At 63.5% G+C, this 16,860-nt stretch carries 13 protein-coding genes; 7 read left to right on the forward strand and 6 right to left on the reverse strand.

The features are described 5' to 3' along the window. Window positions 1–71 precede the first annotated feature (71 nt). Window positions 72–1,194 (reverse strand): peptide chain release factor 2 gene (prfB, locus tag BMW28_RS08170; protein ID WP_143280563.1). Its coding sequence is split into 2 segments (ribosomal slippage): window positions 72–1,112 and window positions 1,114–1,194, totalling 1,122 coding nucleotides; the frame shifts between segments, so codons are not numbered across the junction. A 229-nt stretch (window positions 1,195–1,423) separates the two neighbouring features. Between prfB and ppa the strand changes: the two genes are divergently transcribed. After that, on the forward strand, window positions 1,424–1,951 hold the full coding sequence (ppa, locus tag BMW28_RS08175; protein WP_091816444.1) for an inorganic diphosphatase: 528 nt from the start codon (window positions 1,424–1,426) through the stop codon (window positions 1,949–1,951). A gap of 181 nt (window positions 1,952–2,132) precedes the next feature. On the opposite strand, the gene BMW28_RS08180 is transcribed toward ppa, so the two are convergent. Further along, window positions 2,133–4,232 carry a bifunctional 2',3'-cyclic-nucleotide 2'-phosphodiesterase/3'-nucleotidase gene (locus tag BMW28_RS08180; protein WP_091816447.1) on the reverse strand — a complete coding sequence of 700 codons (2,100 nt, stop codon included), beginning with the start codon at window positions 4,230–4,232 and terminating at the stop codon, window positions 2,133–2,135. Window positions 4,233–4,530: 298 nt separating this feature from the next. Here BMW28_RS08180 and rplS point away from each other — a divergent pair, with 298 nt between their 5' ends. From rplS to BMW28_RS08195, 3 genes are all read left to right on the forward strand, one after another. Next, window positions 4,531–4,908, forward strand: coding sequence for a 50S ribosomal protein L19 (rplS, locus tag BMW28_RS08185; RefSeq protein ID WP_091816450.1), 378 nt, complete (start codon window positions 4,531–4,533; stop codon window positions 4,906–4,908). Window positions 4,909–5,059: 151 nt separating this feature from the next. Continuing rightward, window positions 5,060–5,827 carry a CoA pyrophosphatase gene (locus tag BMW28_RS08190; RefSeq protein ID WP_091816452.1) on the forward strand — a complete coding sequence of 256 codons (768 nt, stop codon included), beginning with the start codon at window positions 5,060–5,062 and terminating at the stop codon, window positions 5,825–5,827. A 90-nt stretch (window positions 5,828–5,917) separates the two neighbouring features. Next, window positions 5,918–6,973 (forward strand): cobalamin biosynthesis protein, encoded by a 1,056-nt coding sequence (locus BMW28_RS08195; RefSeq protein WP_091816455.1) that lies wholly within the window; start codon window positions 5,918–5,920, stop codon window positions 6,971–6,973. Window positions 6,974–7,019: 46 nt separating this feature from the next. Here BMW28_RS08195 and rsgA read toward each other — a convergent pair whose 3' ends face one another. Beyond that, window positions 7,020–7,997 carry a ribosome small subunit-dependent GTPase A gene (rsgA, locus tag BMW28_RS08200; RefSeq protein WP_091816458.1) on the reverse strand — a complete coding sequence of 326 codons (978 nt, stop codon included), beginning with the start codon at window positions 7,995–7,997 and terminating at the stop codon, window positions 7,020–7,022. 4 nt (window positions 7,998–8,001) lie between these two features. Then, complete coding sequence (locus tag BMW28_RS08205; protein WP_200785762.1) at window positions 8,002–9,285, reverse strand: M48 family metallopeptidase; 1,284 nt, start codon at window positions 9,283–9,285, stop codon at window positions 8,002–8,004. A 137-nt stretch (window positions 9,286–9,422) separates the two neighbouring features. Here BMW28_RS08205 and orn point away from each other — a divergent pair, with 137 nt between their 5' ends. Continuing rightward, a complete protein-coding gene (gene orn, locus BMW28_RS08210) occupies window positions 9,423–10,067 on the forward strand; it encodes an oligoribonuclease (RefSeq protein ID WP_091816460.1) in 645 nt (214 codons plus the stop codon). Window positions 10,068–10,201: 134 nt separating this feature from the next. Here orn and dnaG read toward each other — a convergent pair whose 3' ends face one another. After that, window positions 10,202–12,172 (reverse strand): DNA primase, encoded by a 1,971-nt coding sequence (dnaG, locus tag BMW28_RS08215; protein WP_091816463.1) that lies wholly within the window; start codon window positions 12,170–12,172, stop codon window positions 10,202–10,204. A 158-nt stretch (window positions 12,173–12,330) separates the two neighbouring features. On the opposite strand from dnaG, the gene BMW28_RS08220 reads away from it, so the two are divergent. Continuing rightward, window positions 12,331–13,629, forward strand: coding sequence for a Glu/Leu/Phe/Val family dehydrogenase (locus BMW28_RS08220; RefSeq protein WP_091816466.1), 1,299 nt, complete (start codon window positions 12,331–12,333; stop codon window positions 13,627–13,629). 30 nt (window positions 13,630–13,659) lie between these two features. On the opposite strand, the gene BMW28_RS08225 is transcribed toward BMW28_RS08220, so the two are convergent. Then, a complete protein-coding gene (locus BMW28_RS08225; protein ID WP_091816469.1) occupies window positions 13,660–14,361 on the reverse strand; it encodes a GntR family transcriptional regulator in 702 nt (233 codons plus the stop codon). Between the two features lie 260 nt (window positions 14,362–14,621). Here BMW28_RS08225 and scpA point away from each other — a divergent pair, with 260 nt between their 5' ends. Next, window positions 14,622–16,796, forward strand: coding sequence for a methylmalonyl-CoA mutase (scpA, locus tag BMW28_RS08230; RefSeq protein WP_091816472.1), 2,175 nt, complete (start codon window positions 14,622–14,624; stop codon window positions 16,794–16,796). The last annotated feature ends 64 nt before the right edge of the window (window positions 16,797–16,860 follow it).

Genomic DNA, 16,860 nt, shown 5'->3' on the forward strand with positions numbered 1-16,860 from the left:
CTGGCGCTGCTGCCATTCCAAGGGGGCCATGCTCCGCCTCGGGGCGGATCATGGTCGGGGCCGAATCACGATCAATTCGGACGAACGCTGCCCACGCCGGCCTTCAGCGAAGCTTCGATGAAGGCATCCAGATCGCCGTCCAGCACCTTCTGCGTGTTGCTGATCTCGACGTTGGTGCGCAGGTCCTTGATGCGGCTATTGTCCAGCACGTAGCTGCGGATCTGGTGACCCCAGCCCACATCGCTCTTGCTGGCTTCCAGTTTTTCCTGCTCTTCCATGCGTTTGCGCATCTCGTGCTCGTACAGGCGCGAGCGCAGGCGCTGCCAGGCAACATCGCGGTTGCTGTGCTGGCTGCGGCTGTCCTGGCACTGCACCACGATGCCGGTGGGCATGTGCGTGAGGCGCACGGCAGAGTCGGTCTTGTTGATGTGCTGGCCACCCGCGCCGGAGGCACGGTAGGTGTCCACACGCACATCGGCCGGGTTGACGTCGATCTCGATCGAGTCGTCGATCTCCGGGTAGACGAAGATGCTGGCAAAGCTGGTGTGGCGGCCGCCGGAGGAGTCGAACGGGCTCTTGCGCACCAGGCGGTGCACGCCGGTTTCGGTACGCAGCAGGCCGAAGGCGTAATCGCCATCGATCTTCAGGCTGGCACTCTTGATGCCGGCTACGTCGCCCGGGGTTTCCTCCTGGATCTCGACTCTGAAGCCCTTGCGTTCGGCATAGCGAACATACTGGCGCAGCAGCATGCTGGCCCAGTCGCAGGCCTCGGTACCGCCGGCGCCGGCCTGGATGTCCAGGAAGGCGTTGTTCGGGTCGGCCGGCTGGTTGAACATGCGGCGGAATTCCAGCGCTTCCACGCGCTCGGTGATGGCGGCGGCGTCGGCTTCGATGGCTTCCAGGCTGGCGAAGTCGTCCTCGTCGCAACTCATTTCGTACAGCTCGGTGCTGTCGGACAGCTCCTGGGTGAGCTCGTCCAGCACCACGACCACGTCATCGAGCGACTTCTTTTCCTTGCCCAGTTCCTGGGCCTTCTTGGGATCGTTCCAGACCGCCGGATCTTCGAGTGCGGCGTTGACGGTTCTCAGACGTTCTGCCTTGGCAGGGTAGTCAAAGATACCCCCGTAGTTCTTGCGTCCGCTCGGACAGGTCGGCCAGGGCTGCGCCAATGGCGTTGATGCGTTCTGCTTCCATGAAGATCTTCCTTGTATTTATTGGGGGGCGATCGCCCCGAATCGCGGGCCTGCCGCATCCATGGCAGCAGGCAGGATGAGGGGCTGCCGGCAGGGCGGCAGCAAGAGGGCTATTGTCGCATGCTTTGCCTTGCCGGCGTTACCATCCGTAAGCCAGCCGTAGGGCGGATTCGGTTAAAATTAACAGGTTACATTTCTTCCAGTTTTTTCCTCAACGAAAGAGAAATCCCATGTCCCTCGACAAAGTGACTCCCGGTTCCAAGCTGCCCGAAGCCTTCAACGTCGTGATCGAGATTCCGGCCGATGCCGCACCGGTCAAGTACGAGGTCGACAAGGAATCCGGCGCCGTGTTCGTCGATCGTTTCATGACGACCGCCATGCACTACCCGGTCAACTACGGCTACGTGCCGCAAACCCTGTCCGGCGATGGTGACCCGGTCGACGTGCTGGTGATGACTCCCTTCCCGCTGCAGGCCGGCGTGGTGGTTCCCTGCCGTGCGCTGGGCATCCTGAAGATGGAAGACGAAGCCGGCGTGGACGGCAAGGTGCTCGCCGTGCCCACGGCCAAGATCTGCCCGCAGTACAACCACATCAACAAGCTGGAAGACCTGAACCCGCTGACGCTGCAGACCATCAGCCACTTCTTCGAGCACTACAAGGACCTCGAAAAAGGCAAGTGGGTCAAGGTGCTGGGCTGGGAAGGCCTGGAAGCTGCCACCAAGGAAATCACTGACGGCGTGGCCAACTACAAGCCGTAAGCACTGGATTCCGGTTCCGGCTGGAATCGCAGACTGAAAGGGCGCCGCATCAGCGGCGCTTTTTTTGTGTGTGCAAGGCGATCCGCCGGGCAAGTCCCCGCACTCGGATGTCTGCGTCAGGGATGCGAACAGGATCAGCCACCCGAAGGTGGCTGACAACGAAGGCCGAGGTGCCGTCTTCTTACTTGCTCAGGTCGATGCTGTACAGCGACATGGCCTTGCCGGAGCCATCATCCTGCTGCTCCAGGGCGATGTTGGTCAGGCCGGCATCCACTGCCAGTTGCAGCTTGTCCTGGCCCGAACTGAACACCACCTTGCCGGCCGTGACGACCGGCTTGAAGCGCCAGCTGCGTGCGCTGCCATTGGTGGCGCGCGTCATGCCCTGCACCTGCTTGATGTACTGGATCAGCACATCTCGGTTGGCGTCAGGCGAGGCGTAGATGGTGGAGCGGCCATCCAGCGCGGCGATGAAGGTGTTGCCGCCGCTGGTGGCACGGTAGTTGTTGGTTGCGATGATGAAGCTGGCAGCCGGATCGATCGGGGCGCCCTTGTATTTCAGGTCGACAATGCGCTGGCCCACGGGCTGTGTTACATCCACTAGATAGCTCACATCCGGGGTGGTGAACATGTCGTAGTTGTAGCCGGGGAAGGTGCTGATCAGCTTCTGCTGCGCGGTCGCAGCCGGGTCGATGCGGTTGAAACGCTTGGCGGAGCCCTCCAGCCAGCCCTTGATTTCGCTGCCGGTCACTTTCACGGCATAGACCGTATTGGGGTAGAGGTAGAGGTCCGCCGCGTTGTAGATGGCAATCGGGCCGGCAGCCACATCGGTAAAGTCGGCCCCGCCACCATAGCCGGACTTGAAGGGCGCGCTCACCGACAGCACCGGCAGATCCTTGTACTGCGGCAGGTTGGCCTGCACGTAGCGGGCCACGTAGTCCTGCTGGGCCTGGTTCACGATCTGGATCGCTGTGGGGTCACCCACATCGGCAAAGTAGGTGCTCATGCGGAAGTCGGAACTGCCGATTGGCGTTTTCACATAGGTGATGGTGGCCTGATGCTGGGCTTCCACCAGTTCGGCGATACGGGGATCGGGCGTTACGTAGGCGATGGCCTTGCCCTTGGAGTCGCGCTCGGTCACGGTTTCACGGGCTTCCACCAGCGTCTTGCTCTTGTCGATCACCCAGGTGCTGTTCTTGGCATCGCGCACCAGTTCGAGCTTGATCACGCCCAGCGCCTTGCCCCAGAAGCTGGGCATGGTGGCGGGCACGCCATGGATGGTGCCGGCAGCGTTGTCCACGCCTTCCATGGTGTAGGCCGGGCGAGTGCCACGATCGGGGAACAGGCTGTGCGAGTGGCCCATGAACATGGCATCGATGCCAGGCACCTTGGCCAGATGCCATGCGGAGTTTTCCATGGTGGGCGCATACGGTGCGCTGCTCAGGCCGCCATGCACCAGCGCCACCACAACGTCAGCCCCTTTCTGGCGCATTTCGGGCAGGTATTTCTGCGCAGTCTCCACCGCGCCGTCGATGCGCAGCTTGCCTTGCACGAAACGTTTGTCCCAGTTCATGATGCCGGGTGTGGTGAAACCGATTACGCCGACCTTGATCGGCACTGTCACGCTCTTGCCATCGGGCGTGGTGGCAGTGAATTCGCGCTGCAGGATGGTGTAGGGCTGGACCAGCGGCTGACCGGTTTTCAGGCTGTACACGTTGGCCAGCACCATGGGGAAATCCGGGCCTTTGCATGTCTGGCCGGGGTTCACGCCATCCACGTTCAGGCCGCCGCCCAGCACCTGGTTCAGGAAAGGCAGGCCGTAGTTGAATTCATGGTTGCCCAGAGTGCCCACGTCGTATTTGTAATGGTTCATGACCTTGTACATGGACAGGGTCTGATCGCACTTCATCGGGTCGACGGTGGCTTCGTAGTCGGCCAGTGCCGTGCCCTGGATGGTGTCGCCGTTGTCCAGCAGCACGTTGTTGGCAAACTCGCTGCGCGCCTGCTGGATCAGCGTGGCGGTGCGCTCGAAGCCATAGCTCTGGTCTTCTGCCAGCTTGAAGTAGTCGTAGCTGCGGATGTTGCTGTGCAGGTCGCTGGTTTCCAGCAGGGCCACCGTGGTGCGGGTGCCGTCGGCAATCTGGGGCGTGGGCACAGGTGCGGGCGCCTCGGCAGATGGGGCTGAAGCGGGCGGGGTCGGGGCGCTGTCGCCGCCACAGGCTGCGAGGACGGCAGCGGTGGCAAGCGGCAGAACCCAGCGGAACGGGGTGCGGGGCAGGGACATCGGGCGGCTCCAGGTTGAGAGAAACCGGCAGTCTAGAAATCGCTTGTGAAGCTTCATTGAAGGTTTCGTGGCATGCGGGTGACGCCTTCAGTATCTGCGCGCCAGTATTGCATTTTTCTTGACCATAAAGGCGAAACAAATCTATAATGTTCGGTTTCGATCCTCTGTTAGCCGCCTCGCTGGGCGCGTCATCCTGCTAGGCAGGAGCCGTCAGCAGCAGCCAGCCATCGCCGTGATGGTTGTGTGAAGAGGCCTTTTGTGCAGCTTGAATACGATCGGAAAGCATTAGGAACTGACAATGAACCTGATCCAGACCCTGGAAAAAGAAGAGATCGAGCGTCTCGGCAAGAAGATCCCCGAATTCGCCCCCGGCGATACCGTGATCGTGTCCGTGAACGTGGTTGAAGGCACGCGCAAGCGTGTGCAGGCTTACGAAGGCGTGGTGATTGCCAAGCGCAATCGCGGCCTGAACAGCGGCTTCACCGTGCGCAAGATCTCCAGCGGCGAAGGCGTGGAACGTACCTTCCAGACCTACAGCCCGCTGATTGCCGGTATTGAAGTCAAGCGCCGTGGTGACGTGCGTCGTGCCAAGCTGTACTACCTGCGCGAGCGCAGCGGCAAGTCGGCACGCATCAAGGAAAAGCTGCCGTCTCGCGTCAAGGTCGCTGCAGAGTAATCTGTCCGATCCTGACAAGTGGCAGCCTCGTGCAGCCGCTGGAAGAACCGCTTGCCGCCCTGTGCTGCAAGCGGTTTTTTCTTGGCGCTACACTTGTGGCGCAAGCGCTTCGTGCCTCGCAGAAGGCGGCGGAGCATCCAGGGTGGCATTCATGACAAAGCATTCCCAGCAGAGCGTTTCTCCCGACAATGATCGCGGCGTGCAGCCTGGCATCTTCGACCCGCGCGATGTGCCGGTATGGCAGGAGGCGACCGACAATGTGCACCGCCAGATTGCGGTGCCGTGGGATCGCCTGTCGGTGCCGGCGCTGCAGCAGCGTTTTGCCGAGCCCCCGAACTGGGAGCAGGAACTGCGGCGCGAACAGTATCCGCAGGAGCATTCGCCGCGCGATGCCGCCGTGCTGATCGGCCTGCAGCCCTGGCAGCTGCCCGAGGTGACGGCGCCGACTTCCGGCCTGCGCGTGGTGCTCACGCAGCGCACGCCGCACCTGCGCTCGCATGGCGGCCAGATTGCCTTTCCGGGCGGCAAGATCGATGACGATGACCACGATGCCGTTGCCGCAGCCTTGCGCGAGGCGCATGAGGAGGTGGGCGTGCCTTCCGATGGCGTGGAGGTGCTGGGTCAGTTGCCGCTGTACGTCACCGGTACCGGCTACCACGTGACGCCGGTGGTAGCCGTGCTGCCCCCGGCACTCCAGTTCGATCCCAACCCCTTCGAGGTGGACGAGGTGTTCACCGTGCCGCTGGATTTCCTGATGGACCCGCAGCATCACCGCATGCACCAGTGGCAGCCTGCGCACAACCACCGGCGCGAATGGTTTTCCATGCCGTACTACGACCTACAGGCCGGGCGCGAACGTTACATCTGGGGCGTGACTGCCGGCATCCTGCGCAATCTGTACCGATTCCTTGCCGCCTGACAAACTGGAACGCCCGGGTCGGAAATCGGTGCTATCCTGCCGTCTGTTTGCGGGGCGCAGTCCCGCGTCGATTACCGCTGTTCACGCTCCATGGCATTCTTTGCAATCGTCTGTGCCCTGCTGATCGAGCAGGTCTATCCGTTACCGCTGCACAACCCGGTGTACCACCTGTACCGCCAGCTGGCGGACTGGGCGGCGCGCAACCTCACTGCGGGCAAGCCGGGGCAGGGCTGGCTCGCCTGGGCGGCAGCCGTGGTGTTGCCCACGGTGCTGGTGGCCGTGGCCTATCTGGGTTTTGAAAGCGTCGGCTGGCTGCCGGCCTGGCTCTGGAGCGCGGCGGTACTGTTCGTGACGCTGGGTTTCCGCCAGTTCAGCCACCACATCACCGGCATTCGTGATGCGCTGGACGTGGGCGACGAAATTCGCGCGCGCCAGTTGCTGGCGGAATGGAAAAGCGTGGAAACGGCCCATTTGCCGCGCAGCGGCATCATGCGCCAGGTGATCGAGCATGCGGTGCTGGATGCGCATCGCCATGTGTTCGGCGTGCTGGTGGCCTTCCTGATTGGTGCGGCACTGGGCCTGGGCCCGGCCGGTGCGGTGCTGTTCCGTGCGTCTGAGTATGTGGCGCGCTACTGGCGCGAGCAGCGCAAGCTTGGCGATGGCCAGATGGCCGACACGCTGCCGGATCAGGCGCAGGCTGCCTGGAACTGGATCAACTGGATTCCTGCCCGTGCCACGGCTGCCAGCTTTGCGGTGGCGGGCAACTTCGAGCAGGCGGTGGACAACTGGCGCCAGGCTGCCAGCACGCCCGGCACCATTGCCAGCACCGATGCCGAAGCCGTGGTGCTGGCCTCGGCCATGGGGGCGGTCGATCTGCCCTGGCCGCTGGCGCTGGATAACCAGCAGGATCTGGCACGCCTGCCGGCACCGGCCGGGCGCGGACCTGCCGAAGCAGCAGACGCTGCCGGCGGTGTTTCGGAAACCGGCGTGGAAGCGTACGCCGAGCCGGAAGTGACGCAGGCCGCCCCGGCAACCATCACGGTGGGCATGCAGCATCTGCAGCTGCTGGTCGGCCTGGTCTGGCGCGCCATCCTGATGTGGGGTGGTCTGATTGCGCTGGTGGGCTTCACGTCCTGGATCAGCTGATTCTGCAACAGAGAACACTCGAACTGACTGCGCGTTTCCGGTCAGTTCAGTAGCGCTCGTCTGCCACCCGTTCGGCAAACAGCTCCGCATAGAACTTGTGCCGCAGCGGGTGCACGCCGCCTTCTGCCAGCGGAGCACCCACCTGTGCCAGCACTCCGCATCCCGGCTCATGCAGGTGCGTGCAGTTGTAGAACTTGCATTGCGCCACATGCTGGCGCAAATCGGGCATGTAGCTGGCCAGATCGGTGGGCTGCACATGGTGCAGGCCGAATTCCTGGAAGCCCGGAGAGTCGATCACCGCCGTCTGGCTGTCGCGGTCGATCCAGTACCAGTGCGTGCTGGTGGTGGTGTGCTTGCCCGAGTTGAGCGCCTGCGAGATTTCGCCCGTCTGCACATTGGCGCCGGGCAGCAGCCAGTTGATCAGCGTGCTCTTGCCGGTGCCCGAGGGGCCCAGCACCAGCGTGGCCTTGCCGTGCAGGGCCTGTCGTAACGCCTGCAGCGCAGCATCGTTAGGATGATGTTCCGCATCGGCCAGAGAGAGCCCCAGCACCGGATAGCCCATGGCCCGGTAGGGCGCGAGCCGCTCCCAGCCACGGGCATGCAGCTCACCCAGATCGGACTTGTTCAGCACGATCAGCGGTGGAATATGCGCGGCTTCTGCGGCGATCAGCGCGCGGGCCAGCAGCTTGTGCGAAAACTCCGGTTCGGCCGCCAGCCAGACCAGCACCTGGTCGATATTGGCGGCAAAGGCCTTGGTGCGCATTTCGTCCTGCCGGTAGAACAGGTTGCGGCGCTCCTCCACGCGCTCGATGGTGCCATCGTCGCCCTGGCCCTCGGGCTGGGCGGCCCAGGCGATGCGGTCGCCCACCACGGCCTGGTTCTTCTTGCCGCGCGGATGCACGATGCGCCGGCTGCCGTCCGGACATTCGATCACGCTGTGGCGGCCGTGGCTGGAGACCACCAGTCCTTGCTGCAGGGCGGTGGCGGTGCTGGGCGCGTTGCGCTGGCGCGAGGGGCGGGCCATGGTGTCAGGCCGCCTGCGCCATGCGCGCCAGCCGCTCGCTGGCCGGCGGGTGCGAGTAGTACCACTTCACGTAGAGCGGGTCCGGCGTGAGGGTGGAAGCATTGTCCTCGTACAGCTTGAGCAGGGCGTCCGGCAGGGCCTTGTTGCCCGTCTGGCGCACGGCGTAGGCATCGGCCTCGAATTCATGTTTGCGCGACAGCTGCGCCATTAGCGGCGACAGGAAGTAGCCGAACACCGGCGTCACCAGCATGAACAGGATCAGTGCCAGCGCGGCATTGGGTGACATCATGTTGGGCACCACGCCCAGGCCGGTGTAGAACCACACCTGGTTGTAGAGCCAGCCCAGCAGGGCAAACGCCGCCAGGCTCAGCGCAAACATGGCGATCAGGCGCTTGGCAATATGGCGGAAGTGGAAGTGGCCCAGCTCGTGCGCCAGCACGGCCTCCACTTCGTCCGGTTGCAGGCGCGCCAGCAGGGTATCGAAGAACACCACGCGCTTGGAATGGCCCAGGCCGGTGAAGTAGGCGTTGGCATGCGCGCTGCGCTTGCTGCCGTCCATCACGAACAGGCCCTTGGCATTGAAGCCGCAGCGCTGCATCAGCTGCTGCACGCGCTGCGCCAGTTCGCCATCTTCCAGCGGCTTGAACTTGTTGAACAGTGGCGCGATGAAGGTGGGGAAGATCACCATCAGCAGCAGGTTGAACACTACCCAGATGGCCCAGGCCCACAGCCACCACAGGCTGCCGGCCTCCTGCATCAGCCACAGGAACAGGGCGGCCAGCGGCAGGCCGATGACGGCGGCCATCACGGTGCCCTTGACGATGTCACCCAGCCACAGGCCGATGGTGCTCTTGTTGAAACCGAAACGTTCCTCCAGCCGGAAGGTCTGGAACCAGCCGAGGGGTAGTTCCAGCAGGCCGTTGATGAGAAAGAAGACCGCCAGCAGTGACAGCTGCTGCCACATGGGGTGTTCGATGCGCTCCAGCAGGGTGTAGTTGAGCAGCCCCAGACCGCCAAGCAGCGTCCAGCCGATCAGGATGGCAGCCGAATAGACGGAACTCCACAGGTCGAACTGGTTCTTGGCGATGGTGTAGGCGGCAGCCTTCTGGTGGGCGGCCTGGCTGATCACGCCGGCAAAGGCTTCCGGCACATGCTCGCGGCGCCAGGCCACATGGCGCATCTGGCGACCGGCCAGCCAGAAGCGCACCAGCATACCGGCCAGCAGCACGACAACAAACAGGCCGGTAAACAGGTTCAGGTAGCTGATATCGAAGAGTTGGGCATCCATGCCCGCAAGTGTAACGGGCGGCAGGCGGGCGGCGCGTATCAAACCGTTGGCGGCGTATGCGCAGGATGGCGTCGTTTCCGGTCCGCATTGCCAATCCTTCCCGCCGAAATAGCGCCGGCTTGCGAGACAATACGGGGATGAAATCCGACCACCTGCCTGCTGTTGATGCTGCCGCAACCCCGGCCGAGGCGCCGCCTCACCTGCCCAAGAACGATGACAACCTGATCTGGCTCGATTGCGAGATGTCCGGCCTGGATCCCGAAAAGGAGCGTCTGCTCGAGATTGCCGTGATCATCACCAGTCCGGACCTGTCCATCCGCGTGCCGGGCCCCGTGGTGGTGATTCACCAGGAAGACGCCTTGCTCAAGGCCATGGACGCCTGGAACACGGGCACCCACGGGCGCAGCGGCCTGACCGAGAAGGTCAAGGCAAGCACCACCACCGAAGCCGATGCGGAAAAGGAACTGCTGGCCTTCATCAAGAAATACGTCAGCAAGTCCAAGTCGCCCATGTGCGGCAATACCATCGGTCAGGACCGGCGCTTTCTCGTCAAGTACATGCCCAAGCTGGAGGCGTACTTCCACTACCGCAACCTGGATGTGAGCACGCTCAAGGAGCTGGCGCGCCGCTGGCGTCCGGAGCTGCACGCCGCCTTCAAGAAGCACCAGAAGCACACGGCGCTGGCGGATGTGGAGGAGTCGATCGACGAACTGGTGTATTACCGCCAGAATTTCCTGCGGCTGGAGGCTGATGCCGCTCCGGAGCAGGAGGCTGGCGCATAATTCTGGACCGACCGACCGACCGACCGACCGACCGACCGACCGACCGACCGACCGACCGACCAAGGCGAGCGTGTGTCGTCTGCCCTGGTGACAAACTGTGGCGAACGGAATCCGGAGGAGCCGGCAGTGGATCCTTAATCCGGCTCTGCCGGCCCCAGCGTAGCGGCCAGAGCGGCGCGCTGCTGCTGCAACTGCCGCATGCGCTCCAGATCGCCTTCCTGCGCCGCCAGCGTTTCCTGTCGCTTCAGGTCTTCCATCTGCAGGCCGCGCAAGGCCGAGCGCAGGTCCACCCGGACTTCCTGCAGTTCGGGCGGAAGCCCCAGCGCCTGGTACTGTCGTACCAGATTCAGTCCCGTATCCCCGAACGGCGCCTGCAGCAGCGCCTGTTCCAGCGTACCCCAGGCGAGGGCGCCATGCTCCTGATACTGGCTGTCCAGCCAGACGAACAGCGGGCCATGGGGCGCCGGCAGGCTGCAGAGCAGGGCGTGGTTCTCTGCCGAGAGCGATTCCCACAAGGGCATATGCAGCAGCAGCAGGCGCAAGGCGTGATCGGCGCCGCTGGTTGGCCGCACACGTGCACGGGGCGCAGGCGGCACCGGATTGCGATTCCAGTTGCCGGTGCGACGCCCACCGCCACGATTCGGCGTCCAGGTCCCCTGGCGTCGTGCAGGTTTTGCCGGCTCCCAGCCACCCTGCAGCCATTCCGGTTCCGGCGGTGGCATCGGTGCACCGTAATCGCCCACGAATTCCGGCGGGCGGGACGATTCCTCCTGTCGGCGTGGCGCAGGGCTGGCGTGGGCGGCCTGTGTCTGCCATAGCGAACGCAATTCGTCCACCTGCAGCTGCGTCTTGGCAGCCAGTTCCGCAAGCAGCTGACTGCGCAGCGCGCCTTCAGGCAAGGCCTGCCACAGCGGCCGTGTCTGGCTGGCCATGCGCGCGCGGCCCTCGGCAGAATCCAGATCGCAATCCTCGCTGCCCACCTGCTGCAGGAACACGCTGAGCGGCGTGGCCTGCTTGATCAGGGCGGCAAAGTCTTCGGTGCCATGCGCGCGGATGTAGCTGTCCGGGTCATGCTCGGGCGGCAGGAACAGGAACTTGATGCTGCGCGTATCCGTGGCATAGGGCAGGGCGGCGACCAGCGCCTTGTGCGCTGCGCGGCGTCCGGCGTTGTCGCCATCGAAACTGAACACCACCTGATCGGTATAGCGGAACAGCTTGTGCACATGATCGGGTGTGCAGGCCGTGCCCAGTGTGGCCACGGCATTCGCAAAACCCAGCTGGGCCAACGCCACCACGTCCATATAGCCTTCGGTCACCAGAGCAAAACCCTGTTCGCGCAACGCATCGCGGGCTTCGAACAGGCCGTACAGCTCGCGCCCCTTGCTGAATACGGGCGTTTCCGGCGAGTTCAGGTACTTGGGCTTGTCGTCCCCCAGCACGCGTCCGCCAAAACCGATGCATTCGCCCTTGACGTTACGGATGGGAAACATGATGCGGTCGCGAAAACGGTCGTAGCGCTTGTCCTCGCCATCCTTGTCGTGCCGGATCACCAGCCCGGCTTCTTCCAGCAGGCGGTCGGTGTAATCGGGAAACACGCTGGCCAGATGGTGCCAGCCGTGGGGTGCATAGCCCAGGCCGAAACGGGCCGCAATGCGGCCGGTCAGTCCGCGCTGCTTGAGGTAGTCAATGGCGACCTGGGCTGTGCGCAGCTGCTTGCGGTAATCCTCGCAGGCCTTTTCCAGCACGTCGGTGAGCGTGGCCTGCTTCTGCTTGCGTTCGGCGGCGCGGGCGCGCTCTTCCGGGCTGGCGTGGTCATCCGGCACCTGCAGGCCGTGCTGCTGTGCCAGATCCTGCACGGCTTCGACGAAGCTCATGCCGTTGTGTTCCATCAGGAAACGGATGGCATCCCCGTTCTTGCCGCAGCCGAAGCAATGGTAGAACTGCTTGGTCGGGCTGACGGTGAAAGAGGGCGATTTCTCCCCGTGAAACGGGCACAGGCCGAGGAAGTTGGCGCCCGTCTTGCGCAATTGCACGTAGCGGCCCACCACCTCGACCACATCGACGCGGGCGAGCAGATCCTGGATGAAGCCGTGCGGAATTGCCATGGGGAGATTCTATCGGTCGGGAGGGCATCACGCCGCCCCGACGATGTCCCCAATGCCGCAGGGCCCATTGCCCTGAAAGTGTGGATTTGCGCAAATCGCTTTGGCATACTGACGTGGCCCTTCACGAGAGGGTGTTACATACAAGGAGATTCAGTCCAATGACAGAACAAAGTTCCGCCCAGACCACCCATGCGCTGCCTTCCTATCTGGACCCCGCACATCTGGGGCCCTGGGATACCTACCTGCGCCAGGTTGATCGTGTCACGCCGTACCTGGGGCATTTGTCGCGATGGGTGGAGACGCTCAAGAGGCCGAAGCGGATTCTGGTGGTGGATGTGCCGATCGAAATGGATGACGGTCGCATCATGCACTTCGAAGGCTATCGCGTGCAGCACAATATTTCCCGTGGTCCCGGCAAGGGCGGGGTGCGTTTTCACCAGGACGTGACCCTGTCCGAGGTGATGGCGCTGTCGGCCTGGATGTCGATCAAGAACGCGGCAGTCAACGTGCCTTATGGTGGCGCGAAGGGCGGCATCCGCGTCGATCCGCGTCAGCTGTCCCGCGGTGAACTGGAACGCCTGACGCGCCGCTACACCAGCGAGATCGGGATCATCATCGGCCCCAGCAAGGACATCCCCGCGCCCGACGTCAACACCAACGAACAGGTCATGGCCTGGATGATGGATACCTATTCCGTCAACCTGGGCGAAACCGCCACCGGCGTGGTCACCGGCAAGCCGATTTCCCTGGGCGGCAGCCTGGGCCGCCGCGATGCCACCGGCCGCGGCGTGTTCGTGGTCACCTGCGAAGCAGCGCACGATCTGGGCATGGAGCTCAAGGGCGCGCGCGTGGTGGTACAGGGTGCCGGCAACGTGGGCGGTACGGCGGCCCGCCTGTTCCATGAAGCGGGTGCCAAGGTGATCGCGCTGCAGGATCACAAGGCCACGATCCATGCCGAAGAGGGTCTGGACATTCCTGCCGCACTGGCGCATGTGGCGCAACACGGCAGCCTGGAAGGTTTTGCTGCCACCAACATTTCGCCGGAAGAGTTCTGGGCGCTGGAATGCGAATTCCTGATCCCCGCTGCGCTGGAAGGCCAGCTGAACGCTGGCAACGCCGGCTCCGTGCGTGCCAAGGTCGTGGTGGAAGGCGCCAACGGCCCGACCACTCCCGAGGCGGATGACATCCTGCAGGAGAACGGCGTATTCATGGTGCCCGACGTGCTGGCCAACGCCGGCGGCGTGACGGTGTCCTACTTCGAGTGGGTGCAGGATTTCTCCAACTTCTTCTGGAACGAGGACGAGATCAACCAGCGCCTGACACGCATCATGCGTGACGCCTACAAGTCGGTGGCCCAGACGGCGCGTGAGCACAAGGTGAGTCTGCGCACCGCGGCCTTCATCGTGGCCTGTACGCGCATCCTGCAGGCGCGTGAAATGCGCGGCCTGTATCCCTGATCAGAAGCAAGGAGGAGCGGCGCAGGCCGCTCAGCCGATCGCCTGCAGGCCTTGCGCAAAGTGCGTGCGCATGGCTTGCGCTGCCGCCTCCGGGTCGCGCGCCAGCAGGGCGCGCAGGATGGCGGCATGCTCGTCCATGGACTGCTGCACACGCCCCTGCTTGAACAGGGAGTGGTGGCGGCCCAATTGCATCACCTTGCGCAGGTCATTCACGATCTGCGTGCGCCAGCGGTTGCGGCTGGCATCCAGCAGAAACTGGTGAAAAGCCTGGTTGGTGGCAAAGAACTGGTCGATCAGCGTGGTATCGCCCGGCAGCACGACGAGCTTGTAGCCCAGCGTTTCCAGCTGGTTGTGCAGTCGCGTAAGTTGCTGCAGTTCCGATTCCGACGCCGAGCGTGCCACATCTGCGGCGGCGTCCGCCTCCAGCAGACCCAGCAGGTGGTAGATCTCGCGCACCTCGTCTTCCGGTATTTCCGTTACATAGGCACCACGCCGCACCTTGATGGTGACCATGCCTTCGGCTGCCAGCACCTTGATGGCCTCGCGCATGGGCGTGCGGCTGATGCCCATTTCCTCGGCCAGCTTCATTTCATCGATCCACGCTCCCGGCATCAATTGCTGCTGCAGAATGCGCTGACGCAGCAGATCCGCGACTTCCGCGTAGAGGGGGCGTGCCGAGCCCGGCCGGATATCGGCACCCGGGCGCTGGAGGGGGCGGGTAGGGCTCTGCATGCAAATGTGAAATTGGTGACTGTTACGGCCGGATTGTAAGCGCGACGCAGGATTTTGCATTCATAATTATGAATTGTTGCCCTTGGTACGGACGGGTAGCATATGCACAGGCGTGCAGTCATGCGGGTAAACGCGGGCTGCGGTTGTGCTATGCCCGTTTGTGCCAGCTGCATCTGGCCGGGGAAGCATTGCGCTTTCGCCATGCGGTCAGGGACAGCAGAAACAGGGCCCTTAGATTTAGTACCAGAAGGAACGTCGTTATGGCATCGTCAGAGCAAACCTCCTCCCAAGCCCCCGTCTTCGCCAGCAGCACGCTGGAAGACTGGCACAAGGCCGCAACCAAGTCGGCACCCGGCGGCGATGTCAATGCGCTGAACTGGATCACCCCCGACCACATGACGGTCAAGCCGCTGTACACGGCGGAGGACATCAAGGATCTGCCCTACGCCAACACGCTGCCGGGTTTCGAGCCCTTCCTGCGCGGCCCGCAGGCCACCATGTACGCCGTGCGCCCCTGGACTATCCGCCAGTACGCCGGCTTCTCCACCGCAGAAGAATCCAACGCGTTCTACCGCAAGGCACTGGCTGCCGGCGGCCAGGGCGTGTCCGTGGCCTTCGACCTGGCCACGCACCGCGGCTATGACTCCGACCATCCGCGCGTCACCGGCGACGTGGGCAAGGCCGGCGTGGCCATCGACAGCGTCGAAGACATGAAGATCCTGTTCGACGGCATCCCGCTCGACAAGGTCTCCGTTTCCATGACCATGAACGGCGCTGTGCTGCCCGTGCTGGCCGGCTACGTGGTAGCCGCCGAAGAGCAGGGCGTGTCTCAGGACAAGCTGAGCGGCACCATCCAGAACGACATCCTCAAGGAGTTCATGGTCCGCAACACCTACATCTACCCGCCGCAGCCGTCGATGAAGATCATCGGCGACATCATCGAGTACACGAGCCAGAACATGCCCAAGTTCAACTCGATCTCGATCTCCGGCTACCACATGCAGGAAGCGGGCGCCAACCAGGCGCTGGAGCTGGCCTTCACGCTGGCGGATGGCAAGGAGTATGTGAAGACGGCCCTGGCCAAGGGCATGGACGTGGACGCCTTCGCCGGCCGCCTGTCCTTCTTCTGGGCCATCGGCATGAACTTCTACCTGGAGATTGCCAAGATGCGTGCAGCCCGCCTGCTGTGGTGCCGCATCATGAAGGAGTTCAATCCCAAGAACCCGAAGAGCCTGATGCTGCGTACGCACTGCCAGACTTCCGGCTGGTCGCTCACCGAGCAGGACCCATACAACAACGTGGTGCGTACCACGATCGAAGCCATGGCAGCCGTGTTCGGCGGCACCCAGTCGCTGCACACCAACGCACTGGACGAAGCCATTGCCCTGCCGACCGAATTCTCGGCCCGCATCGCGCGCAACACGCAGCTGATCATCCAGGAAGAAACCCACATCACCAACGTGATCGACCCCTGGGCCGGTTCCTACATGATGGAAAAGCTGACCCAGGAAATGGCCGATGCTGCCTGGAAGATCATCGAAGAGGTGGACGCCATGGGCGGCATGACCAAGGCCGTGGACAGCGGCTGGGCCAAGCTGAAGATCGAGGCCGCCGCTGCCGAGAAGCAGGCGCGCATCGACTCCGGCAAGGATGTCATCGTCGGCGTCAATAAGTACAAGCTGGCCAAGGAAGACAACGTCGACATCCTGGAAGTCGACAACGTCAAGGTGCGCGAGGCGCAGATCGCCCGCATCAACCAGATCAAGGCCTCGCGTGACAATGCAGCCGTGCAGGCTGCGCTGGACGCGCTGACTGCCGCTGCCGAATCCGGCCAGGGCAACCTGCTGGATCTGTCCATCAAGGCTGCACGCCTGCGCGCCACCGGTGGCGAGATCAGCGATGCGCTCGAGAAAGTGTTTGGCCGCCATCGTGCGGATACGCAAAAGGTGACTGGTGTGTACGCAGCTGCTTATGACTCCGCCGAAGGCTGGGAAAAACTGAAGTCCGAAATCGCCGAATTCGCCGAACAGCAGGGCCGTCGTCCGCGCGTGATGATCGCCAAGCTGGGCCAGGACGGTCACGACCGTGGCGCCAAGGTGGTGTCCACCGCCTTTGCCGACCTGGGCTTCGACGTGGACATCGGCCCGCTGTTCCAGACCCCGGAAGAGTGCGCCCGCCAGGCCATCGAGAACGACGTGCACGCCGTGGGCGTGTCCACGCTGGCTGCCGGCCACAAGACGCTGGTGCCCGCCATCATCAAGGCCCTGAAGGACCAGGGCGCCGACGACATCGTGGTGTTCGTGGGCGGCGTGATTCCTCGCCAGGACTATGACTACCTGTTCGAAGCCGGTGTGAAGGGCGTCTACGGCCCCGGCACGCCGATTCCGGCCAGCGCCAAGGACGTGCTGGAACAGATCAAGAAGGCGAACGCCTGATGTTGAAAGCGGGCAGCTCCTGCTGCCCGGCTTTCTTGCGCGGCCAGGCGTTTGCCTGGCTTCT

Source organism: Allobrachymonas denitrificans DSM 15123, from assembly GCF_900110225.1.
Lineage (GTDB): Bacteria > Pseudomonadota > Gammaproteobacteria > Burkholderiales > Burkholderiaceae_C > Brachymonas > Brachymonas denitrificans.

Excerpts from the sequence above, each read along its gene's own strand:
- dnaG (WP_091816463.1), bottom strand. The coding sequence starts at position 12,172 with ATGGCAATTCCGCACGGCTTCATCCAGGATCTGCTCGCCCGCGTCGAT.
- orn (WP_091816460.1), top strand. The coding sequence starts at position 9,423 with ATGAAATCCGACCACCTGCCTGCTGTTGATGCTGCCGCAACCCCGGCC.
- BMW28_RS08205 (WP_200785762.1), bottom strand. The coding sequence starts at position 9,285 with ATGGATGCCCAACTCTTCGATATCAGCTACCTGAACCTGTTTACCGGC.
- BMW28_RS08195 (WP_091816455.1), top strand. The coding sequence starts at position 5,918 with ATGGCATTCTTTGCAATCGTCTGTGCCCTGCTGATCGAGCAGGTCTAT.
- BMW28_RS08220 (WP_091816466.1), top strand. The coding sequence starts at position 12,331 with ATGACAGAACAAAGTTCCGCCCAGACCACCCATGCGCTGCCTTCCTAT.
- rsgA (WP_091816458.1), bottom strand. The coding sequence starts at position 7,997 with ATGGCCCGCCCCTCGCGCCAGCGCAACGCGCCCAGCACCGCCACCGCC.
- ppa (WP_091816444.1), top strand. The coding sequence starts at position 1,424 with ATGTCCCTCGACAAAGTGACTCCCGGTTCCAAGCTGCCCGAAGCCTTC.
- BMW28_RS08225 (WP_091816469.1), bottom strand. The coding sequence starts at position 14,361 with ATGCAGAGCCCTACCCGCCCCCTCCAGCGCCCGGGTGCCGATATCCGG.
- rplS (WP_091816450.1), top strand. The coding sequence starts at position 4,531 with ATGAACCTGATCCAGACCCTGGAAAAAGAAGAGATCGAGCGTCTCGGC.
- scpA (WP_091816472.1), top strand. The coding sequence starts at position 14,622 with ATGGCATCGTCAGAGCAAACCTCCTCCCAAGCCCCCGTCTTCGCCAGC.
- BMW28_RS08180 (WP_091816447.1), bottom strand. The coding sequence starts at position 4,232 with ATGTCCCTGCCCCGCACCCCGTTCCGCTGGGTTCTGCCGCTTGCCACC.
- BMW28_RS08190 (WP_091816452.1), top strand. The coding sequence starts at position 5,060 with ATGACAAAGCATTCCCAGCAGAGCGTTTCTCCCGACAATGATCGCGGC.